An 18,689-nucleotide genomic window follows, 5' to 3' on the forward strand; every position below is an offset into this window, starting at 1 on the left:
CCCCATGCCACTGCCGACCCCCGGCCTCGACGACCGGACCTTCCAGGACATCGTCGACGAGGCGAAGCGGCTGATCCCGCGCTACTGCCCCGAGTGGACCAACCACAACGTCTCGGACCCCGGCGTCGCCCTCATCGAGCTGTTCGCCTGGATGAGCGAGATGGTGCTCTTCCGGGTCAACCAGGTGCCCGAGCGGCTCTACACGCACTTCCTCAACATGGTGGGCATCGAGCCGTTCCCGCCCGCGGTCGCGAGCACCGACCTGACCTTCTGGCTCTCGGCCGTCCTCGACTCGCCCGTCGTGGTCCCCGCGAACACCGAGGTGATGACGGTCGCCGGTGCGGCCGAGCGGGCCGACGCGGTCGTGTTCAGCACCGACACCGAGCTCGTCATCGCGCCGCCGGTCCTGGAGTCGGCGCAGGTCGTCACGGTCAGCGACGGCCGGACCCGCGACGTCTGGGAGGACCTCCGGTTCAACCCGGCCGGGGTCGCGATCTTCGCCTCCGACCAGCTCACCCCCGGCGACGCGTTCTGCCTGGGCTTCCACGACTCGCTCGCCGGCATGGTGCTGCGCATCTCGGTGGCCGCCGAGGCCGAGGGCATCGGCGTCGACCCGCGCCGGCCCCCGCTCGCCTGGGAGGTCTGGAACGGCGACGCCTGGATCGCCACCGACGTCTACGAGGACACCACCGGCGGGCTCAACCGGGCCGGCGAGATCGTCCTGATGGTCCCGACCGTCCACGTGCCGATGAGCGTCGGCAACACCTCGGCGTACTGGCTGCGCGCCCGGCTGCTGTCGCCGGCCAGCGGCCAGCCGACGTACAAGGCCTCGCCGCGCGTGCAGAGCATCGAGGTCGCCGCGCTGGGCGGCACGGTGCGTGCCGAGCATGCCGAGACCGCTCCTGCAGAGGTCATCGGCCGCAGCGACGGCGGCGCCGGCCAGGTGTTCGGGGTCTCTCGTACGCCGGTCCTGCCGCGCCGCGCCGACGAGGTCGTGCGCGTCGTCGACGGTGACCAGGGGTACGCCTGGACCGAGGTCGCGGACTTCTCGGAGTCGCACGCCGGCGACCAGCACTACGTCTGGGACAGCGGCACCGGCACCATCCACTTCGGTCCCCGGGTCCGCTACCCCGACGGCTCGGTGCGCCAGCACGGCGCCATCCCGCGCGACGGCGCGCGGATCGAGGTCACGTCGTACCGCCACGGCGGCGGCACGCGCGGCAACGTCGGCGCCCGGACCCTGAGCCTGCTCCGCTCGACGCTGCCGTTCGTCAGCGGCGTCGTGAACCTGGAGGCGGCCACCGGCGGTGTCGACGCCGAGACCGTCGCCGAGGCCAAGGTCCGCGGCCCGCTGTCGCTGCGCACCGGTCGCCGCGCGGTCACCGCCGGCGACTACGAGCGGCTCACCCTCGAGGCCTCGCCCCAGGTCGCCCGTGCCCGCTGCCGCTCGGCCGGTCGTGGCAACGGCACCGTGCAGCTGCTGGTCGTCCCGCACGCCCGCGGCGACGTCGGCGGCCACCAGATCGACGACTACGCGATCTCGCAGCCGCTGATGGAGGAGATCTCCGACCACCTCGACCGGCACCGGGTGATCGGGACGGCGGTCGAGGTGACGACGCCGTTCTACCAGGGCGTCTCCGTCGTCGCCCGCGTGTACGGCGCCCCCGGGCGCCCGCCCGGCATCGTCCGGCAGCGCGCGGTCGACGCGCTGAACCGCTACGTCAACCCGCTCGTGGGCGGCCCCGACGGCACCGGCTGGCCCTTCGACGCCGACCTCAACGTCGCGACGGTGACCCAGATCCTGGAGTCCGTCGAAGGCGTCGACCGGGTCGAGGAGGCGCTGCTCTTCGAGTACGACCTCCGCTCGGGCCGCCGCCTCGGCGCCGCCAAGGACGTCATCCGGCTGGACCGGCAGTCGCTGTTCCTGTCGGCCGTGCACCAGGTGGTGGTGCGGTGACCTCCCTGGTCCGGGCGTCCGCGGCGCTGACCAGCGGTCACCGGCAGCCACGCCGGGCCGACGACTGGCTGCTGCGCCAGCTGCCGGTGCAGATGCTGAGCCAGGACTTCTTCGTCCGATTCGTCTCGATCTTCCAGGAGATCGGCACCACGCTGCTCGAGGACGCCGACAACGTCGACCACGTCGCCGACCTGTCGGTCGCGCCGGAGGACTCGATCGCCTGGCTGGGGTCGTGGATCGGCGTGGACAGTCTCGACAACTCCATGCCGGTGGCGCTGCGGCGCCGTATCGTGGCCACCGCCGCCCACACCCTCGCGACGCGGGGCACGGTGGACGGTCTGCGTTCCTTCCTCGAGCTGCTCAGCGGCGGTCCGGCGGAGGTCCGGGAGGGCGGTGGCGTCTGGCGCGCCGGCGACGTCCCGGAGGACACGGCCTGGGTCTCGATGAGCGTCGCGGACACCGGGTCCCTGGAGCGGGACGCGTTTGTCGACATGGTGAAGGATGAGGTTCCAGCGCACGTGCGGGCCGAGCTGTACGTCGGCTCCGAGCGCGTGTGGAGCTCCGAGGAGGACGAGGACTGGTGAGCGACACGATGAGTGCTGGCAAGCACCTCGGTGACGCCGGGGACCCCGACGAGACCACCGCGCTCACGCCCGTCCCGGAGCCCGCGCCGGAGGAGCAGCCGATCATCGTCGTCGCCGAGACCAAGGGCGCGCGCCGCGAGGTCGTGTGCCCCGAGTGCGGCACCGTCGCCACCATCACCGTCAACCGCCGCGAGGCCGAGGACTTCTGCCGCCGCTGCGACTTCCCGCTCTTCTGGACGCCGGCCGCGATCGTGCTCGACACCTCCAGCGGTCCGTCCTCCGACGCGCTGCGCCGACTGCCCGGCACCGCCGGACGGGTGACCGTCGGCAAGCTCGACTGCCCGCACTGCCGCGAGTCCAACCCGGTCACCGAGACCCACTGCCTGCGCTGCCAGGGCGACCTGCACCCCGTCCTCCCGCCGGCCCCGCTCCCGCCCCCGGTCCTGGCCCCGCCGCCGGAGCCCGAGCCGGTGCCCGAGAAGAGCACACCGTGGCTGCTCTACGTCGGCATCGGCCTGACGGTCCTCCTCGCGATCGCGCTCATCCTTTACTTCGTCCTGTAGCCGACGAGCAACGCTGACAGGGACGATCAGTCCCTCCGCGCCAACAGCACGACCGCGCCCATCCCGACGATCCACAGCCCGAGCACGGGCAGGTCGCCGTTGTTGAGGCCGTGGCCGGGGCTGACCCGCCAGATCACGCTGCCGGCCCAGGGCCCGTGGCCGGCGATCAGCAGCATCATCAGCCCGGTGAGGCACGCCGCGACGACGATCGCGAGCTCCCGGCGCATCCTCCGATCCTAGGGCGGCGGAATACCGGCTCCCCGCCCGGCCTTGTTCCCGCATGACGTTCGGTCTGGGGGTGGCGCTCGCCGCCCTGGTGGTGGCGGTGGCCTTCGGCCTCTACCGGCAGTACGCCGACGGCCGCTTCCGCTCCCGGTCCGCCCCGCCGGCCGCGGCCGCCCTCCCGGTGGTTGAGGAGCGACGAAGTCCCGTCTCGAAACCCGGTGATCCGACCGCCGACCTCTGGTCCGCCGTCCTCGCCGCGGTCCCCGACGCCGAGCGCGGCGAGCGGGCCACCCTGCTGCAGTTCTCCAGCGCCTTCTGCGCGCCGTGCCGCGCGACCCGCCGTACCCTCGCCGACGTCGCGGACGTCGTCCCCGGGGTGGTCCACCTCGAGGTCGACGCCGAGCACCACCTGGAGCTGGTCCGCGAGCTCGGGATCCTGCGCACGCCCACCACGCTGGTCCTCGACGGCGTCGGCCACGAGGTCGCCCGGGCCGCCGGCGCGCCCCGCAAGGAGCAGGTGCTCAGCGCGCTGCCCTGACGGATACCCGATGTCGGGGATGTACGACGGCCGCGCCCGTCCGGCCCGCGCGCCGGGGAGGTCAATGGGTCATGGCCCCGATCCGTCCCCGCCCCTGCCCGTCCTGCCAGCACCCCGGCACCGGCCTGCTCGCCCGGCTCCTCGAGCCGCTGGTCTGGCGCGACCCCTGCTGCCACACCCTGGTCCACGACCCGCTGGGCTACCCGGGTGACAACGACTGCGGCTGTCGCAATGCCGCCCACCGCCGCGCCTGGGAGCCCGCGAGCCCGGTGCCCGAGTCCCACCGGTGGTTGAGCAGGTCGCGCTAGCGACCGTGTCGAAACCCCCGCAGCCCGCAGGCGACGCCGGGTTGAGGTCACTGGTGGGCTGCGGGGGTCTCGACGTCGTCGGGCGCCAGGGCGCCTTCCTGCTCGACCACCGGGTGGGCCAGGGCGGCTTCGCTGCTCGACCACCGGCAGGGCTACTGCCCGACCATGACCCCGACCCGCTCGCGGGTGAACCCGGGGAAGACGGTGGCGGTGGAGGCCGTCGTACGGGATGCGACGACCTCGGCGAGCACGCTGCGGTAGTCGGTGGTGACCTTGAGGTCGGCGTCGAGCGTGTTCTGCAGACCCGGCCAGGTCCCGTAGTACTTCCCGCCCTTGACCCCCGCGCCGGCGAGGAACATGACGTTGCCCCAGCCGTGGTCGAGGCCCTGGTTGGCGTTCTCCTGGACCCGGCGGCCGAACTCGCTGATCGTCACCAGCGTGACCCGGTCGGCCACGGGGCCGAGGTCGGTGAAGAACGCGGCGATCGCGGAGGCGAGCTCGGTGGCGTTGCGGACCATCCAGCCGGACGTCGCCGAGCCGAGGCCGGTGTGCATGTCCCAGCTCTGGGTGTCGATGGTGACGGCGGTGACGCCGAGGTCGGCGCGCAGCGTCCGCGCGGTCGAGGAGAGGGCCCTGCCGAGCTCGCTGTTCGGGTACGTCGAGGCGCGGTCCTCCTGCTTCTTGGCCGCGTCGAGGTCGACGACGGCCCCGAGGGCGGTCCGCATGCCGGTGCCCATCTCGCGGCCGCCGGCGCCCCACAGGCTGTTCAGCGACCGGGTCCGGGTGCCGTTGGTGTCCCACTTGTCGGCGCCCGCCACGACGGCGGCGTCGAGGGTGCGGAACGACATCACGGTCTCGGGGCCGAGCAGCGAGGTGGGCAGCGAGCTGCCGACGGCGACGGCCTGGAGCCGGCCGGTGATCTGGTCGGCGCCGATCATCCGGTTCAGCCAGCCGACGCGGGCGGCGGACCCGGGGGCGGCGTCCTCCAGCTCCTCCATGGCGGAGAAGTGCGAGCGGTTGGCGACCGGGAGACCGGTGGCCTGGACCGCGGCGAGCTTCCCGGCGTTCCACAGCGGGACCAGCGGCGCGAGAGCCGGGTGCAGGCCGAAGAACCCGTCGGTCGCCAGCAGTGCCGACTTCGGTACGGCGATGCCCGGGCGGGCCGCGTAGTACGCCGGGTCGCCGTACGGGACGGCGAGCGAGAGCCCGTCGGCCGCGCCGCGCAGCGAGACCACGACGACGACGGGGGCGCCGGTGGCGGGTGCGGCCGCCGCGGCGCCGCCCCCGATGGTGGTGAGCACGGTCGAGCCGAAGACCACGCTGGCCCCGGCGACGGCACCCGCGCCCAGGAGGCTGCGCCGGGTGGCGGCGAGCGCCGTACCCTCCGGGCAGCCGCAGGCGGCGGTTTCGGTGAGCGTCATCGCGAATCCTCAGTGGTAGTAGAAGTCGGGGCTGTCGAGGAAGACCGCACACAGCCGGGGCCAGCGCCAGGTGAAGACGTCGGACGTGGCGGTGACGACCGTGGTCGGGCTCTGCTCGGCGGCGAGGCAGCAGGCCTTCAGCAGTGCCTCGCTCGACGGGCGCTGGTGGAAGACGCGGGCGAGGTGGTCGACGAGGTCGCGGAAGGTCAGCTTCGCGGCGGGCAGGTACGTCGTCGGTGCCCGGTAGGTCATCTCGGCCTTCGGCCACCAGCCGCCGGCCATGTTCCAGTGCAGCGACAGCGACGCGAGCGCCCGGGTCGGCGACGCCCACGCGGTGTTGCGCACCGGCTGCCCGTCGGGGCGGGGCCAGGTGAACGGGTTGAGTCCGAGGGTGCCGACCTGCCAGTAGAGCTGGTTGGCCGACGAGTTGCCGCTGGCCGGGCGCTGCGGGATCGAGCCGAGGATCCGGTACGTCGCCGCGACGTCCTCGTCGGCGTCCCGCAGCCGGGTGTCGACGGATGCCGCGAACTCGGTCGAGCGGACCAGGGCCTTCAGGACCGGCTTGATGGCGGTGTCGTTGGCGAGGTAGACGGCGGCGAGCTTGTCGACCAGGGCGGTGGGCGGGTCGTCGGTGACGAACTGGCGGACCAGCTTGGTGGCGATCCGTCGGGCGGTGTCGGGGTGCCGGGCCAGGAAGGTCAGGTAGCGGAGCGTGAGGTCGCGGCCGTCGGCGGCGGTGTTGGGGTCGGTGAACTCCTTGACGGTGACGGTGCCGGTCCAGTGGTCGGTGGCGCTGTAGTAGGGCTCCCAGGTGCCGTAGGTCTTGGCCCGGTAGCCGGTGAGGATCCGCGCCGAGCTCTTCACGTCGTCCTCGGTGTGGTGGCCGACGCCGACGGTGTGCAGCTCGAGGAGCTCGCGACCGAGGTTCTCGTTCGGGTGCTTCTTGGTCGAGGAGGTGTTGCCGAGGTACCAGAGCATCGCCGGGTGCAGGACCGTCGCCGGCAGCAGGTCGGCGAACCGGCCCAGGGCCCCGGCGCGCACGACCTCCCCGTACGCCGCCCGGTAGACCGCGATGTTGTCGACGTTGGTCGGCACGTGGAGGTGGTTCTCCCAGAACTCGGTCATCACCTCGAGCACCTGGTCGGGCGAGCAGATCCGTCGCATCATCGTGCGCCGGCCGATGTCGTAGCTGACCTCCCAGGTGCCGCGCACCTGGTCGACCTGGCGCTGGTACATCGTCTTCGCGTCGAGGGTCAGGTCCGGCCACCACTCGGCGTACGGGTCCGCGCTCGGCGTGCGCTCCAGCTGCTTGTCGAACCAGGCCAGGTGCCCGCCCGCGGCCCGCACCTCGGCGGTGAGAGCGGGGGTGATGCCGTAGCTGAACCGGTTGACCAGGTGCCGGGCCGCGGTCGCGAGGACCGGCGTGGCCGGGAAGGACCCCGGGGCGTACGGCGACGCGGGGGACGGCTTCGGCGCGGGAGTCGGCTTCGCGGGAGTCGGCTTCGCGGGGGTCGGCGTCGGCTTGGCCTTGGTCGGCCGCTTCGGCTTCTTCGGCTTCTTGGACTTGGCGGGCTTCCTGCCCTCGTCCTTCTTCCGCTTCCGCTTCTTCTTCGGCCGCCGGCGCTCGGTCAGCAGGTTGCTCGTCATGGGTGCCCTCCGTGGCTGATGGCGTGCAACGGACCCCATCGGCCTCGGCCGCCCCGACCTGAGCACCCCCAGGGGTGAACCCGCCCCCCGGTGGTTAAGCAGGTCGCGCGCCCCCGTTGGTTGAGCAGGTCGCGCGGCCACCGTTGGTTGAGCAGGTCGCGCTAGCGACCGTGTCGAAACCCCCGCACCCGACCGCCCACCTCGACCACTCCGCTAGACCCGCCGGTGGAACCGAATGCCCCCGTCGGCCAGCTGCTCGACGTCGTAGCCAGCGTCATGCACGTGGTGGTGATGTCGGCTGCAGAGCAGCACCCCGTCGTCGAGGTCGGTTCGCCCGCCCGCGGACCACGGTGTGAGGTGGTGCGCTTCGCACCAGGGCGCCGGGATGTGGCACCCCTCGGCGCGGCACTCACGGTCCCGGAGTCCCATCGCCCGGCGTTGGGACCGGCTGTAGAGCCGCTGAGAACGGCCGAGGTCGAGGACTTCGGACTTCGCTCCGAGGACGGCGGGGACGAGGCCTGCGGTGCAGGCCAGCCGGCGTGCTTGGCCGGCGGTGATTCGGTCGAGGCTGTCACCGGGGCCGGGGTTGCCCATCGTCGCCGTCCCCAGCTTCGACTGCAGAGACTCCAGGGTCATGGTCACGACCAGCGTGGTGGCGTCCCCGCCGTGCAAGGGGAGCCGCCCGGGGTCGACGGCTTCGAGGAGCTGGCAGAACGCGGCGGCTGCTTGGCGTCCGTAGGGGGTGCGGCGGTCGTGCGGCTCGCCGGGTTTCGAGGCTCGCTCCGCTCGCACCTCAACCGCCGTGGGGTCGGCTTCACGTCGGGGGTTGGTGAACGCGTGCAGGTAGGTGGCGAGTCGGGCCGCGGAGGTGTCCGGGATCAGCCCACTGATGCGGGTGGTCCCGTCCCCGCAGGCGCGGAGCCCGAGGCGCATCCGCTGCCGGGCGGAGGCTTCGAGGTCGGCCAGGTGCCGCGCCTCGACGGCCTCGGCGACCTCGGGCGCGACCACGTCCAGGATGCGGCGACCGAGGCGGTGGAGCTCGGTGGGGTCGAAGTCCGCGGCGTAGCCCACCAGCGCGACCTCGGCCCGGTCGACCACCTCGACGTCGACGTCACCCGGCAGCGCGGCGAGGGCGTCGGCGATCACGTGGGCCTGGTCGAGGTTCACCGCCCCCTCACGCACCGCGGCCGCGAGCACCGGCCGGTCGGCCAGCGCCAGCGCGAGCCGCAGCTCGCGCGCACAGTCCGCCCGCCGGCGTCGTACGGCGTGCGCCGTCCAGGCCCCGACGTCACGCGCCCCGTGCTCCTCGGCCACGTCGCAGGCGTCCGCCGCGACCCGCAGCCGCAGCTCACCCACCCGCGCCTCCAACACCGCGAGCTCGCGCAACGCAGCGGCCTTGTCGGGCGTGGTCATGAACGACGGGTTCACGTCAGCGACCGTCTTCAGCGCATGGTCGATCTCGCGGGCAGCAACCCTGATCGGGTGGGGGTGGTCCATGCGAGCCTCCGAGAGCTCCACGAGATGACCACACCAGTATGGTCGAATGTATGTTCGAAGTCAAGCCGTGACGCGAACGCGCGGCAAGCGTCCAGCGGTCATCTCTTTTCGCGTCGAGGGTGGCTGCAGATGCTCAGATCTGCCGCGGAGGGTGGGCGGCACCGTTGCTTGCGCTCCGCGGGCGACTGACTCCGCCCGACCATCTCGCTTGAATGGCTGCTGCGCTCCCGGACCGGCCGCCGACTGCGCGGTCCTGCCGACGAGCGGACGCATCCTGGGTAGCGAGGTCGGGTGCCCACCCCTGAGCAACTCAGAGAAGTTGAAGGGGCCCTCGTGTGGGGAAGGGTGGCATCGACATCGACGCGGCCTGCCGCGACCAGGAGGTCAAGCCCCTGGTCTCGGCTGACGCAGTGCGATCCATGGCCGCCGACGAGCCCACGTTGTTCTTGGCTCCGCAACCTTCCCGGTCGGTCAGCGAGGATGCTCGCGACAACCCGCGATTCTGGCAGGAGTTCGGGGCGCTTCGGGAGATCGCTCCGCAGCACGGTGATCGTCGCTGGCTTCCAGCACGGCTCAGATTCGTTGGTGATCGAAGCCTGAGAACGTCGGCTCCTGCCGACGACGATCCGCGGTGCTGGTGACGACCATTCATGGCGAGGCGGGCGGCCGGCCGTGTCGACCACGTCGTCCGGTTTCAGACGACGTCCTCAACCACTGTCAGGTCAATGCCTGCCGCAGCTGCTCGTTTCGTGGGCTCGGGGCTTCAGTCTGGCGTCGGTCGAGCGCTTGCAGCGCCAGGTTGGCGAGCGCTGCGGACGTGCTGCCGCGCACCATGATCTCGGCGAACGCGGCGGCGATCACCAGTTCGTCGTGCTCCCAGGTGTCGATGTCGGCGACATCGCTCAACGACTCGCAGCCCATGTCCACCACATAGGCATCGACGAAGGCCATTCCGTCGCCGGGGAGCTCGTCCAGGTAGGTGACGAGGAGATCGGCGCCGGTGTCGTTCCCGTGGGGGGCCTCGTCGTCGGCCGGATCGAAGAAGAAGGGGTCGGGGAGTCGTTCACGTGCATCTGCGGCAAACACCGACCAGTCGACGTCCAGCCGCTCCCAGCCATCCATCGCGTCCCAGCGTCGGATGGCGGCCGCATGGAGCTGTTCGAGCACGAGATCCAGCTCGTCCTGGGTTCGGGGGAGATCGTCGAGCCGCGCGCGCACGAAGGACAGGAACGTTCGCGCGTCGACGTCATCGTCCGGCTTGATCCGTCGTGGAAGGACTTCGAGCCCGGCGACGACCTCGCGGGCTGCCGACGCGAAGAGCTCGGGAGTCACGTCCACGGTGCCGTAGACGTCCAGCTCGGAGAGGTCGCTGACGATGCGCACGGACACCCGGCGCGCCGCCCGGCGAAAGGTCAGCGACGGGCCTTTCGAGCGCCGCTCGTCGTGATCCCGGCTCCACTCGGGGTGGTCCGGGCCGATCGCCTGGCCCCCCGAGATCAGGTTCAGGAGGGCATCGATCTCCTCGCTCGGCATGTCCTCGACGGCACGATCACGAGGAGCGCGAGGCTCGCTGCGCAGGAGCACGTCGACCTCGATCTTCTCGATGCCGGACCCCACGTCGGGTAGCCCGTCGACGAGGAAGTCGCCGACCCGCCCGACGCTGTCTCCGCCGTAGGTGGGTGAGGAGCAGTTGATCTCGATCTGCACGTGCGCATGCTAGTGGCGAGGATCGAGGGTCCGGGGACGGTTGAGCGTCGTCGACACGGCCGTCCTACTGCCCCACCATCACCCCGACCCGCTCCCGCCTGAACCCAGGGAACACAGCAGCCGTGGACGCCGTGGTCCGAGCCGCGACCACCTCGGCGAGCACGCTCCGGTAGTCGGTGGTGACGGCGACGTCGGCGTCGAGCGTGTTCTCCAGCCCCGGCCACGACCCGTAGTAGCGACCGCCCCGCACCCCCGCCCCGGCGACGAGCATGACGTTGCCCCAGCCGTGGTCGAAGCCGCCGTTGCCGTTCTCCTGCACCCGGCGGCCGAACTCGCTGACGGTCACGACGGTGACGCGGTCGGCGGCACGACCGAGGTCGGAGAAGAAGGTGGCGATGCAGCCGGCGAGCTCGGTGGCGTTGCGAACCATCCAGCCGGCGGTGGGCGAGCCGAGCCCGACGTGCATGTCCCAGTCGCCGCTGTCGACGGTCACGGCGCTGACGCCGATGTCGGCGCGCAGGGCGCGGGCCACCGACGCGAGGGCCCGACCCAGGTCCGTCTGGGGGTACGACGCGGTCCGGTCCTGCTGGCGCTTCGCCGGGCCGAGGTCGACGACGGCGTCGAGCGCGGTCCGGAAGGCGGTGCCCAGCTCGCTGCGCTCGCCGCGCCACTGCCGACGCATCGAGCGGAACCGGTCGCTGCTGGCGCCCGCCCGGTTGACCCCGGCCACGCCGGCGGCGTCGATCGAGTCGAAGGACATCACCGGCTCCGGGCCGAGCATCGACGCGGGCAGGTTGCTGCCGACGGCGAGGGCCTGGAGGGAGCCACCGGAGCGGGCGTCGCTGCCGACCATCCGGTTCAGCCAGCCGACCCGGGCGGCCGACCCGGGGGCCGCGTCCTCGAGCTCCTCCATGGCGGCGAAGTGGGAGCGGTTGGCGACCGGCAGGCCGGTGGCGTGCACGGCCGCGAGCCGGCCCGAGCGCCACAGCGGCACGAGGGGAGCGAGGGCGGGGTGCAGCCCGAAGAAGCCGTCGGCGGCGAGCAGCCGCTCCCGGGGGATGGCCGTCTTGGGTCGGGCGGCGTAGTACGCCGGGTCGCCGTGCGGCACCACGAGCGAGAGCCCGTCGGCCGCACCGCGCAGCGAGATCACCACGACGGCGGAACCGTTCGCGGCGTGGGCCGGGCTGGTCGTCATGGAGACGACCGCGGAGCCGAGGACCGTCGTGGTGCCGGCGAGCGCGGCCCCCTTCAGCAGGCCCCGACGGCTGGTGGCGAACGTCGTACCCTCCGGGCACCCGCAGCCGGCGACATCCGTGTCGGTGGTGGTCATGGGGTTCTCTCCTGGCTGGTGCCGGTCAGTGCCGGTAGTAGGCGGGACTGTCGAGGAAGGTCGTCATGAGCTTCTGCCAGCGCCCGCGGAACAGGTCCGACCTCTTCGTGACGCGCGTGGTCGGCCGGTAGCCGGTCGCGAGGCAGCAGGCGTGCAGCAGGTCCTCGGTGGACGGCCGCTGCAGCAGCACCCGCGAGAGGTGGTCGACGAACTTGCGGAAGGCCATCTCCTTCTGGGGCAGGTACGACGTCCGCCGCGCGAAGGTGACGTCGTCCTCGGGCCAGCCGCCGGCCATTTCCCAGTGCAGCGACACGGAGGCGAGCACCCGGGTGGCGGTGGACCAGGCGGCGTTGTCGAGGGGCGGTCCGTCGGGGCGGGGCCAGGTCAGTGGCGCGAGCCCCAGCCCGGCGACCTGCCAGTAGACCTGGTTGGCGGCCGAGAAGTCGCTGCGCGGCCGGCTGATCCGCGCCCCCAGCAGGCGGTACGACGCCGCGACGTCCTCGTCGGCGTCGCGCACCTTCTGGTCGACGGCCTTCTTGAAGTCGGGGGAGCGGACCAGGGTCCGCAGCACCGGCCGGATCTGGGTGTCGTTGGCCAGGTAGACCGCCGCGAGCCGCTCGACGAGGGCCTTCGGCGCCTGGTCGGAGACGAACGTCCGGACCAGCTTGGTGGCGATCCGGCGGGCGGTGTCGGGGTGGTGGGAGAGGTAGGAGAGGAAGCGCAGGGTGAGGTCGCGCCCGTCGGCCGCGACGTTGTCGTCGACGAAGTCGCGCACCCGCACCGGCCCGGTCCAGTGGTCGACCTCGCTGTAGAACGGCTCCCAGGTGCTGTAGAGCTTGACCCGCCAGCCGGTCAGGATCCGCGCCGACGCCTTGACGTCGTCCTCGGTGTGGTGGCCGACGCCGAGGGTGTGCAGCTCGAGGAGCTCGCGGCCGAGGTTCTCGTTAGGGTGGGCCTTGGTGGACCCGGCGTTGCCGAGGTACATCAGCATCGCCGGGTGCAGGACGGCCGTCTTGAGCAGGTCGTCGTACCGACCGAGGGCCCGGGCCCGGATCTGCTCGCCGTAGTCGGCGCGGAACACGCTGACGTTGTCGGCGGCGATCGGGACGTGCAGGAGGTTCTCCCAGAACTTCGTCATCACCTCGAGCACCGGCGTCGGCGAGACGATCCGGCGGACCACCGTCCGCTTGCCGATGTCGTAGCCGACCTCGAGGGTGTCGCGGTCGAGCATCGTCTGCCGCTTGAAGATCGCGGCGGCGCTCAGGTGCAGGTCGGGCCACCAGTCGGCCAGGCCCCGCGCGCGGGCGTCGTACGGCGTCGCCAGCTGGCGGTCGAACCACGCCAGGTGCCCGCCGGCCGCGCGGACCTCGGCGGCGAGCTGGGGCGTGATGCCGAAGCTGAACCGGTTGACGAGGTGGCGCGACTGCACGGACAGCACCGGGGTGGCCCGGTAGCGCGCCGGCCGGTACTTCCGCCGGCGCTTCCGCGACTGCCGGGCGTCGTCCTCCTCGAGCGTGCGCGGGCGGTCGGGAGCAGCCCGGCGGGGAGCCGCGTCCGCGGGCGAGGGCAGCAGCACGGAGGCCGATGCAGCAGTGGCCGCACCGCCGGCGAGCCGCAGGGCGCGACGGCGTGAGGGCATGGCGAGATCGCTCGACATGGGGGTGCCTTCCTGGCGTTCCACGTGGTCCCGGTTCCGTCCGGGGCGTCTGTCGCCTGGGGCATCGACCGTAGGACGGGCCACCTGAGTCGGGCGTCGCGAAATTTGGGGAAGAACGGCTCCGGGCCCGTGCGGCCGCGACATCACCGTTCTCGGAATGTGGACACATGTACCACGATGCGAGACGGATGGAGGCGGGGGCTGGGGGCCGCCTCTACCGTTGTCGACATGTCCTCGACCTGGCTGACCAAGCGGCGCGCAGTGGATCACTGCCGCGTGCGCTCGTCGCTGTGTCGGATGTCCTGACGGGGTCGGTCTCCAGCTCCTTTAAGTCGAGCAAGTTACTGCAGTAATGTCGCAGTCCTCGACGCTGACCGATCCCGTGCCTCGCGCCCGGGCCCGTTCCCTGCAGGAGACCACCATGACCAGCACCACCCATCCACCCGTGACCGCGGACCGCATCGACGCGCGCGGCCCGCAGTTCAGCGCCGCGGTCACCGCGCTCGTGCTGATCGCCGTCCTGCTGCTGCCGATGACGGCCGCGACGGTGCTGATCGGCGTGCAGGCGGTGCTGTTCGCGCTCGGTGCCGGCCTCGGCGTCCAGCACACGCCGACGGCCTGGCTCTTCCGCCACGTCGTCCGGCCCCGGATCTCGGCCCCCACCGAGCTCGAGGACCCGCAGCCGCCCCGCTTCGCCCAGGCCGTCGGCCTGGTCTTCGCGGCGGTCGCGTTCGTCGGGTTCGCCACCGGCGTCACCGCCCTCGGCCTGGTCGCCACCGGGTTCGCCCTGGTGGCCGCGCTGCTCAACGCCCTGTTCCGGTTCTGCCTCGGCTGCGAGCTCTACCTCCTCCTGAAGCGAGCCTCCGCCGCCTGACCGCCGACCCTCGCTGGTCTCTCTCGCGAGCGCCAGCGAGCGTATCGAGACCCCCGCACCCAAGAACTCACCTGAAACCCCAAGACCCCGCGTCGCACGACGCAACAGAAAGGTAGAAAGCAATGACTCGCGAGAACTCCCTCGTCTCGACCCAGTGGGTCGAGGACAACCTCGACGCCGACGGTGTCGTCTTCATCGAGGTCGACGAGGACACCACGGCGTACGACAAGGGCCACATCAAGGGCGCCATCAAGCTCGACTGGACCACCGACCTGCAGGACCAGGTCCGCCGTGACTTCGTGAGCAAGGACCAGTTCTCGGCCCTGCTGTCCGAGCGCGGCGTCGCCAACGACGACACCGTCGTCCTCTACGGCGGCAACAACAACTGGTTCGCGGCCTACGCCTACTGGTACTTCAAGCTCTACGGCCACCAGGACGTCAAGCTCATGGACGGCGGCCGCAAGAAGTGGGAGCTCGACTCGCGCGAGCTCGTCAGCGAGATCCCGACCCGCCCTGCGACGTCGTACTCCGCCTCCGAGCAGGACACCTCGATCCGCGCCTTCCGTGACGACGCCGTCGCCGCGATCGGCGTACAGAACCTGATCGACGTGCGCAGCCCCGACGAGTACGCCGGCCGTCTGCTCGCCCCGGCCCACCTCCCGCAGGAGCAGTCGCAGCGCGCGGGCCACGTCCCGACGTCGCTGAACGTGCCGTGGAGCAAGAACTGCAACGACGACGGCACCTTCAAGTCGGACGCCGACCTGAAGGCGCTCTACGCCGAGGTCGGCATCGACGAGTCCAAGGACACCATCGCGCTCTGCCGCATCGGCGAGCGTTCCTCGCTGACCTGGTTCGTCCTCAAGGAGCTCCTGGGCCACGCCAACGTCAAGAACTACGACGGCTCCTGGACCGAGTACGGCTCCCTCGTGGGCGTCCCGATCGCGCTCGGCGACGAGCCGGGTGACGCCTGATGTGCGGGGCCAAGGAGGGCGGGCTCTCCCTCGACGGCGTGAACGTCGCGAAGGAGGCCGTCATCCAGGGGCAGGTGCTCCGGGGCGACGAGCCGGTCGGCAACGCCTACGTCCGGCTGCTCGACCGCAGCGGCGAGTTCACGGCTGAGGTCCCGACCTCCGCCTCCGGCCACTTCCGGTTCTTCGCCGGCGAGGGCGACTGGACGCTGCGCACGCTCGCCCCGAAGGCCGACCCGGTCGACCGCCAGGTCCGCGCCGCCATCGGCTCCGTCGCCGAGGTCACCGTCTCCATCTGAGTCGGTGATCGAGGAGGTCGCACACCGACCGCCTCGAACCGGTCCCGGTGGTTGAGGAGGTCGCGCACAGACCGCCTCGAACCGGTCCCGGTGGTTGAGGAGGTCGCGCAGCGACCGTCTCGAAACCCAGCAAGTGACAAGCAGCCTCACCCGAACGCCGCCCGGATCCCCGGGCGGCGTTCGTCATCCCCAGCGCCGCCGGACGCCGCCCGACCGCCCCGCCCCACGCTGGTTGAGGTGCGAGCGAAGCGAGCCTCGAAACCCCGCAACCCGACAAGCAGCCCCAAGCCCCGATTCCCGGGCACCCATCCACATTCAGACCACCCCCGTCCGCTCACCGAACGACATTCAGCCGATGTCAAGATCGAAACAGAGAATTCACCCCGCCGTTCACCCGATCCCCTGAAAGTCCGTCTCTGCCCTGCCAGGGTGGACGGACGCCACGGGGGCTCTGGAGAGGAACGACATGAGCTACACGCGGCGCCGACGGCGCGCGCTGAACCCGGTGGTCGCGAGGCGACGGAAGCTGGTGCTCCAAGGGGTCGGACTCTCCGCCCTGGCCCTCGTCACCGCGGTCCTCGTCGTCCGGGCCCTGCAGGCCGGGTAGGCCGCGCAAGCCTAGAAATGTCTAGACACAAAGGCGCCTGAGAGGCGGTACTACTGTGATCTGGGCCATCTCCACGTAACGGATGAGTTTCCGCACGCCTGAGTTTCATTAAATTCCTCAGGTCGGGCAGCCAGTTTCCGAATCCGTTGTGCGGGACTCTGTCCTGCTGTGGTTTCCTTGAGCCTCGAAGTATCCACCGGGCACATCCTCCAGTGCCTACCACGGGGAGTCTGACACCATGAAGAAGCTCATCGCCGCCCTGTTCGTGGGCATCCTGACGACGGCCGGGCTCGTGGCCGTCACCTCCACAGCTCCTGCCTCCGCGGCCTGCGGCACCAAGTACCGGCCCTGCGTCAAGACCAAGACGACCGCCGCGAAGCCGAAGCCGGTCAAGGCCGGCAAGAAGGCCAAGATCTCCGTCTCCGTCAAGCCGGCCAGCGGCCGGGCGCCGGTCAACGGCACCGTGACCATCACCATCAAGGGTGGCGGCAAGACCATCAAGGTCACCGTCAAGGTCCGGAACGGCAAGGCCGTCTACACCACGCCGAAGCTGAAGAAGAAGGGCACCTACAAGGTGACCATCTCCTTCAAGCCGGCCTCGAACTCGGACGCGCTGCCGTCGAAGTCGAGCACCACGATCAAGGTCAAGAAGTAGCACCAGCCGTCTCTCGAAGGCCCCGCGACCACTGGTCGCGGGGCCTTTGACGTTGATCTCAAACCGGGCAGCCGGACCGCCTTCCACCGATAGGGTTCGAGCATGAGACCCCTGCGCCGGTGGCGAGTTGTGGTGCCGGTGCTGCTGGGTCTGGTGCTGCTCGCCGGTGCCTGGCTCGGGTGGAACGCCTGGCAGGTCAGCAAGGACCTCACCGCTGCTGCCGACGACGTCGAGACGCTGCAGGACGCCGTACGCGCGGGGGACGACGAGGCCTCCGACACCGCCCTCGCCGACCTCCAGGCCCACAGCCGGTCGGCCGCCGACCGGACGGGCGGGATCTCCTGGTCCGTGCTGACCAAGGTCCCGGCCTTCGGCGACGACGCCCACGGCATCCGGCTGGTCAGCGAGGTCGTCGACGACCTGAGCAACGACGGCATCGCTCCGCTGGTCGAGACGGCCGGCAACCTGGAGGCCCTGCTGCCGACGGACGGCCAGATCTCGATCGCGTCGCTCCGGGAGCTGCAGGGGCCGGTCGCCGAGGGGAACGCCGCGCTGGCGAAGGCCTCGGAGCGGCTGGCCGGCGAGGACCCCAGCGGCTACGTGCAGCGCTTCCGCGACAAGTACCGCGACCTGAGCCGACAGGTCCGCAAGGCCGCGGTGGCCCTGGACTCGGCGGACGCCGCGCTGCAGATGATGCCCTCCATGCTGGGCGAGGGGGAGAAGCGCGACTACCTGCTGATCTTCCAGAACAACGCCGAGATCCGCGCGACCGGTGGCCTCCCGGGCGCCGTCTCCGTGCTGGAGGCCGAGGACGGGAAGGTGGCGCTGACCCGCCAGGTCGCGGCCAACACCTTCGGCGCGACCGACGAGCCGGTGCTGCCGATGACCGAGGCCGAGATGGGTCTCTACTACGGGCAGATCGGCCGCTACTTCCTCAACGCCAACCTGACGCCCGACTTCCCGCGCGCCGCCGAGCTGATGAAGGCCCGCTGGGAGCAGGTCTACGACGAGCGGATCGACGGGGTGGTCGCCCTCGACCCGGTCGTCCTCTCCTACGTTCTCGGTGTGCTCGGGCCGGTGCAGGTCGGTGACGTCACCCTGACCGAGCAGAACGCCGTCGACGAGCTGCTCAGCAAGGTCTACCTCAAGTACGAGGACCCGGCCGACCAGGACGCGTTCTTCCGCGAGGTCGCCCGGACGACGTTCACCCGCGTCCTGGCCGGTGGCGCCGACCCGCAGGCGCTCCTCCGCGCCCTCGGCCGCGGCGCCCGGGAGGGCCGCGTCTACGTGCACTCCTTCGACGGGGCGGAGCAGGCGGCGCTGGCCGGTCGGGTCGTCAGCGGCGAGCTGCAGACCGAGGCGACGAGCAACCCGGTGGTCGATGTCGCGCTCAACGACGGCACCGCCTCGAAGATGTCCTACTACCTCCGGCACAAGGTCTCGGTCATCTCGACGTCGTGCACGTCGGCCGGGGTGCAGAGCTACCAGGCCAAGGCCCGACTGATGTCGGAGGCGCCGCGTGACGCGGCGGACCTCCCGGCCTACATCACCGGGGGCGGCGACGGCGACATCGAGCCGGGGGCCCAGTTGGTGCTGGTCGAGATCCACGTCCCGGTCGGCGGCACCATCACCGACCTGCGATACAACGGCGAGGAGACCGGGCTCGACGTCGTCCAGGACGGCGAGCGCCAGGTCGCGCTGACCAACGTCTACCTGGAGCCGCAGCAGAAGGCCACGCTCACCTGGCGGATGACCTCGGGCCCGGACCAGCCGGGCAACACCGTCGTGGGCGTCACCCCCGGGGTGACGACCGGGTCGAAGTCCTCGGTCGTCCGCTCCTCCTGCTGAGGGC

18 protein-coding genes are annotated in these 18,689 nt (G+C 71.4%); 11 read left to right on the top strand and 7 right to left on the bottom strand.

The features are described 5' to 3' along the window. Positions 1 to 4 precede the first annotated feature (4 nt). The 3 genes from V7S47_RS00110 to V7S47_RS00120 are packed head-to-tail and all read left to right on the top strand — an operon-like array spanning position 5 to position 3,104. On the top strand, positions 5 to 1,957 hold the full coding sequence (locus V7S47_RS00110) for a putative baseplate assembly protein (RefSeq protein ID WP_336559723.1): 1,953 nt from the start codon (positions 5 to 7) through the stop codon (positions 1,955 to 1,957). Next, on the top strand, positions 1,954 to 2,541 hold the full coding sequence (locus tag V7S47_RS00115; protein ID WP_336559724.1) for a phage tail protein: 588 nt from the start codon (positions 1,954 to 1,956) through the stop codon (positions 2,539 to 2,541). The genes V7S47_RS00110 and V7S47_RS00115 overlap by 4 nt, the downstream gene beginning before the upstream one ends. Then, positions 2,538 to 3,104 (top strand): hypothetical protein, encoded by a 567-nt coding sequence (locus V7S47_RS00120; protein ID WP_336559725.1) that lies wholly within the window; start codon positions 2,538 to 2,540, stop codon positions 3,102 to 3,104. The genes V7S47_RS00115 and V7S47_RS00120 overlap by 4 nt, the downstream gene beginning before the upstream one ends. Before the next feature lie 26 nt (positions 3,105 to 3,130). Here V7S47_RS00120 and V7S47_RS00125 read toward each other — a convergent pair whose 3' ends face one another. Beyond that, complete coding sequence (locus tag V7S47_RS00125) at positions 3,131 to 3,331, bottom strand: hypothetical protein (RefSeq protein ID WP_336559726.1); 201 nt, start codon at positions 3,329 to 3,331, stop codon at positions 3,131 to 3,133. Positions 3,332 to 3,384: 53 nt separating this feature from the next. On the opposite strand from V7S47_RS00125, the gene V7S47_RS00130 reads away from it, so the two are divergent. Beyond that, a complete protein-coding gene (locus V7S47_RS00130) occupies positions 3,385 to 3,867 on the top strand; it encodes a thioredoxin family protein (RefSeq protein WP_336559727.1) in 483 nt (160 codons plus the stop codon). 71 nt (positions 3,868 to 3,938) lie between these two features. Continuing rightward, positions 3,939 to 4,175 (top strand): hypothetical protein, encoded by a 237-nt coding sequence (locus V7S47_RS00135; RefSeq protein ID WP_336559728.1) that lies wholly within the window; start codon positions 3,939 to 3,941, stop codon positions 4,173 to 4,175. 152 nt (positions 4,176 to 4,327) lie between these two features. Here V7S47_RS00135 and V7S47_RS00140 read toward each other — a convergent pair whose 3' ends face one another. The 6 genes from V7S47_RS00140 to V7S47_RS00165 all read right to left on the bottom strand — a co-directional run bounded on the left by V7S47_RS00140 (position 4,328) and on the right by V7S47_RS00165 (position 13,416). Further along, complete coding sequence (locus V7S47_RS00140; protein ID WP_336559729.1) at positions 4,328 to 5,596, bottom strand: DUF1501 domain-containing protein; 1,269 nt, start codon at positions 5,594 to 5,596, stop codon at positions 4,328 to 4,330. Between the two features lie 9 nt (positions 5,597 to 5,605). Further along, complete coding sequence (locus V7S47_RS00145; RefSeq protein ID WP_336559730.1) at positions 5,606 to 7,243, bottom strand: DUF1800 domain-containing protein; 1,638 nt, start codon at positions 7,241 to 7,243, stop codon at positions 5,606 to 5,608. 213 nt (positions 7,244 to 7,456) lie between these two features. Further along, entirely contained in the window at positions 7,457 to 8,740 is a 1,284-nt protein-coding gene (locus V7S47_RS00150; protein ID WP_336559731.1) for an HNH endonuclease signature motif containing protein, read from the bottom strand. Positions 8,741 to 9,457: 717 nt separating this feature from the next. Continuing rightward, positions 9,458 to 10,447, bottom strand: a complete 990-nt coding sequence (locus V7S47_RS00155; RefSeq protein ID WP_336559732.1) for a hypothetical protein — start codon at positions 10,445 to 10,447, stop codon at positions 9,458 to 9,460. Between the two features lie 64 nt (positions 10,448 to 10,511). Further along, on the bottom strand, positions 10,512 to 11,777 hold the full coding sequence (locus V7S47_RS00160; RefSeq protein ID WP_336559733.1) for a DUF1501 domain-containing protein: 1,266 nt from the start codon (positions 11,775 to 11,777) through the stop codon (positions 10,512 to 10,514). Between the two features lie 25 nt (positions 11,778 to 11,802). After that, positions 11,803 to 13,416 carry a DUF1800 domain-containing protein gene (locus tag V7S47_RS00165; protein ID WP_336559734.1) on the bottom strand — a complete coding sequence of 538 codons (1,614 nt, stop codon included), beginning with the start codon at positions 13,414 to 13,416 and terminating at the stop codon, positions 11,803 to 11,805. A gap of 439 nt (positions 13,417 to 13,855) precedes the next feature. Here V7S47_RS00165 and V7S47_RS00170 point away from each other — a divergent pair, with 439 nt between their 5' ends. The 6 genes from V7S47_RS00170 (at position 13,856) to V7S47_RS00195 (ending at position 18,685) form a co-directional block, all read left to right on the top strand. After that, a complete protein-coding gene (locus V7S47_RS00170; RefSeq protein ID WP_336559735.1) occupies positions 13,856 to 14,308 on the top strand; it encodes a DUF4395 domain-containing protein in 453 nt (150 codons plus the stop codon). A gap of 122 nt (positions 14,309 to 14,430) precedes the next feature. Next, complete coding sequence (locus tag V7S47_RS00175) at positions 14,431 to 15,279, top strand: sulfurtransferase (RefSeq protein WP_090860744.1); 849 nt, start codon at positions 14,431 to 14,433, stop codon at positions 15,277 to 15,279. After that, entirely contained in the window at positions 15,279 to 15,575 is a 297-nt protein-coding gene (locus tag V7S47_RS00180; RefSeq protein WP_090860743.1) for a DUF1416 domain-containing protein, read from the top strand. Before V7S47_RS00175 ends, V7S47_RS00180 begins: the two co-directional genes overlap by 1 nt. Positions 15,576 to 16,041: 466 nt before the next feature. Further along, the gene (locus tag V7S47_RS00185; RefSeq protein WP_170867228.1) at positions 16,042 to 16,182 is read left to right on the top strand and encodes a hypothetical protein; all 141 of its coding nucleotides are present in this window, start codon (positions 16,042 to 16,044) and stop codon (positions 16,180 to 16,182) included. Between the two features lie 238 nt (positions 16,183 to 16,420). Next, positions 16,421 to 16,837, top strand: a complete 417-nt coding sequence (locus V7S47_RS00190) for an Ig-like domain repeat protein (protein ID WP_336559736.1) — start codon at positions 16,421 to 16,423, stop codon at positions 16,835 to 16,837. A 102-nt stretch (positions 16,838 to 16,939) separates the two neighbouring features. Then, positions 16,940 to 18,685, top strand: a complete 1,746-nt coding sequence (locus V7S47_RS00195) for a DUF4012 domain-containing protein (protein ID WP_336559737.1) — start codon at positions 16,940 to 16,942, stop codon at positions 18,683 to 18,685. Positions 18,686 to 18,689 lie beyond the last annotated feature (4 nt).

The sequence above is a fragment of the Nocardioides sp. CCNWLW216 genome (assembly GCF_037120545.1).
In the GTDB taxonomy this organism is placed as follows: Bacteria; Actinomycetota; Actinomycetes; order Propionibacteriales; family Nocardioidaceae; genus Nocardioides; species Nocardioides lianchengensis.

What these genes read in the sequence shown, in the direction of transcription:
- V7S47_RS00180 (WP_090860743.1), top strand. Translation starts at nt 15,279, where the DNA reads ATGTGCGGGGCCAAGGAGGGCGGGCTCTCCCTCGACGGCGTGAACGTC.
- V7S47_RS00130 (WP_336559727.1), top strand. Translation starts at nt 3,385, where the DNA reads ATGACGTTCGGTCTGGGGGTGGCGCTCGCCGCCCTGGTGGTGGCGGTG.
- V7S47_RS00165 (WP_336559734.1), bottom strand. Translation starts at nt 13,416, where the DNA reads ATGCCCTCACGCCGTCGCGCCCTGCGGCTCGCCGGCGGTGCGGCCACT.
- V7S47_RS00185 (WP_170867228.1), top strand. Translation starts at nt 16,042, where the DNA reads ATGAGCTACACGCGGCGCCGACGGCGCGCGCTGAACCCGGTGGTCGCG.
- V7S47_RS00110 (WP_336559723.1), top strand. Translation starts at nt 5, where the DNA reads ATGCCACTGCCGACCCCCGGCCTCGACGACCGGACCTTCCAGGACATC.
- V7S47_RS00150 (WP_336559731.1), bottom strand. Translation starts at nt 8,740, where the DNA reads ATGGACCACCCCCACCCGATCAGGGTTGCTGCCCGCGAGATCGACCAT.
- V7S47_RS00195 (WP_336559737.1), top strand. Translation starts at nt 16,940, where the DNA reads ATGAGACCCCTGCGCCGGTGGCGAGTTGTGGTGCCGGTGCTGCTGGGT.
- V7S47_RS00140 (WP_336559729.1), bottom strand. Translation starts at nt 5,596, where the DNA reads ATGACGCTCACCGAAACCGCCGCCTGCGGCTGCCCGGAGGGTACGGCG.
- V7S47_RS00145 (WP_336559730.1), bottom strand. Translation starts at nt 7,243, where the DNA reads ATGACGAGCAACCTGCTGACCGAGCGCCGGCGGCCGAAGAAGAAGCGG.
- V7S47_RS00135 (WP_336559728.1), top strand. Translation starts at nt 3,939, where the DNA reads ATGGCCCCGATCCGTCCCCGCCCCTGCCCGTCCTGCCAGCACCCCGGC.
- V7S47_RS00190 (WP_336559736.1), top strand. Translation starts at nt 16,421, where the DNA reads ATGAAGAAGCTCATCGCCGCCCTGTTCGTGGGCATCCTGACGACGGCC.
- V7S47_RS00170 (WP_336559735.1), top strand. Translation starts at nt 13,856, where the DNA reads ATGACCAGCACCACCCATCCACCCGTGACCGCGGACCGCATCGACGCG.
- V7S47_RS00125 (WP_336559726.1), bottom strand. Translation starts at nt 3,331, where the DNA reads ATGCGCCGGGAGCTCGCGATCGTCGTCGCGGCGTGCCTCACCGGGCTG.
- V7S47_RS00160 (WP_336559733.1), bottom strand. Translation starts at nt 11,777, where the DNA reads ATGACCACCACCGACACGGATGTCGCCGGCTGCGGGTGCCCGGAGGGT.
- V7S47_RS00175 (WP_090860744.1), top strand. Translation starts at nt 14,431, where the DNA reads ATGACTCGCGAGAACTCCCTCGTCTCGACCCAGTGGGTCGAGGACAAC.